Raw genomic sequence first — 1,555 nt, 5'->3', positions numbered from 1 at the left:
GCCCTGGCCCAGATCGCCAAGACGGTGGAGCCGGCCGCGGTGCTGGTCACCTCCTCCGGCGAGGGCAAGGAGGTCGCCGCCCGCGTCGCCCTGCGCCTGGGGTCGGGCGTCATCACCGACGCCGTCGACCTGCGCGCCGGCGACCAGGGTCCGGTGGCCACCCAGTCCGTCTTCGCGGCTTCCTTCACCGTCGACTCCCGCGTCAGCAAGGGCGTACCGGTCATCGCGGTCAAGCCGAACGCCGTGGCCCCGGAGGCCGCCCCGGCCGCCGGCGCGGTGGAGGACGTCACCGTGGCGTTCACCGGCAACGCCGCCAAGGTCGTCTCGCGCACCCCGCGCGTGTCCACCGGCCGCCCGGAGCTGACCGAGGCCGCGATCGTGGTCTCCGGTGGCCGCGGCGTCGGTGCCGCCGAGGGCTTCGGTGTCGTCGAGGAGCTGGCCGACGCGCTCGGCGCGGCCGTCGGTGCCTCGCGCGCCGCCGTCGACGCCGGCTGGTACCCGCACAGCAGCCAGGTCGGCCAGACCGGCAAGCAGGTCTCCCCGCAGCTCTACGTCGCCAACGGCATCTCGGGTGCCATCCAGCACCGGGCCGGCATGCAGACCTCGAAGACCATCGTGGCCGTCAACAAGGACCCCGAGGCCCCGATCTTCGAGCTGGCCGACTACGGCGTGGTCGGCGACCTCTTCGAGGTCCTGCCGCAGCTGACCGCCGAGGTCAAGGCCCGCAAGGCCTGATCCGTCCGGCACACGCGAAGGGCGTGGCACCGAGTACCCCGGGTACTCGGTGCCACGCCCTTTTCCGCAGGGTTCTCGCTCTGGTTCTCGCTCTGGTTCTCGAACGGTTCTCGCTACGGTTCCCGCTACTCCGCGAAGGCCGCCAGGTGCTGGGTGAACCCGCCCTGGGCCGGGGGCAGCGGCCGGGGCTCGGCGGGCATCGCCCGCTCCGGCTCCTCCGGCGCCAGCACCGTCAGCTCCGGCTGCTCCGAGCCGGCCGCCGCGGTGAGCCGCACCCGGGTGCCGACCGGCACCGTGGAGCGCAGCCCGTTGACGATGCACCAGACGTCGAACCCCTCGGCCATCCGGATCAGCGACTTCTGCCGGGCCAGCGGCGTCCGGGCCTGCTCGACGGCGCAGCGCCGCACCACCCCGGTGCCCTCGCTGCGCTCCAGCCGCAGGTCGGTCGAGCCGCAGGTGGGGCAGAGCAGGCGCTGGAAGGTCGGGTTGTGGCACCAGGCGCAGCGCTGGAAGTACAGCGTCGCGCTCTCGGTGTCGGCGTCGATGGCTGCGTGGACCACGGTGTCATCTCCCTGCGAACTCGTCGTTACCGCCGGAAAAAGGATAGGGAACTCAGTGCCATCCTGTGAAGGCACTGAGTTCCCTTTTTGTCGTGCCCGTGCATAATGAAGGGTACTGAGTGCCGTCTTGAACGTCGTGAAACAGGAGTGGCCGACCATGAGCCAGGACTTCGATCTCTTCCGGATCTCCGAGGAGCACGAGATGCTCCGTGAGGCGGTGCGTTCGCTGGCCGAGGCGAAGATCGCCCCGTTCGCGGCGG

At 71.3% G+C, this 1,555-nt stretch carries 2 protein-coding genes; one reads left to right on the top strand and one right to left on the bottom strand.

Annotated features, from left to right (window positions below; genetic code table 11):
* On the top strand, positions 1 to 735 hold a 735-nt coding region (locus ABTX81_RS39535), incomplete at its 5' end, for an electron transfer flavoprotein subunit alpha/FixB family protein (RefSeq protein ID WP_350555783.1).
* A 125-nt stretch (positions 736 to 860) separates the two neighbouring features.
* On the opposite strand, the gene ABTX81_RS39530 is transcribed toward ABTX81_RS39535, so the two are convergent.
* Positions 861 to 1,295 (bottom strand): PhlB family protein, encoded by a 435-nt coding sequence (locus tag ABTX81_RS39530; RefSeq protein WP_350555781.1) that lies wholly within the window; start codon positions 1,293 to 1,295, stop codon positions 861 to 863.
* Positions 1,296 to 1,555 lie beyond the last annotated feature (260 nt).

The organism is Kitasatospora sp. NPDC097605 (genome assembly GCF_040302725.1).
GTDB lineage: Bacteria > Actinomycetota > Actinomycetes > Streptomycetales > Streptomycetaceae > Kitasatospora.
Note: the sequence above shows the minus strand (reverse complement) of the source record. Positions and strands in the feature narration are given on the sequence as shown.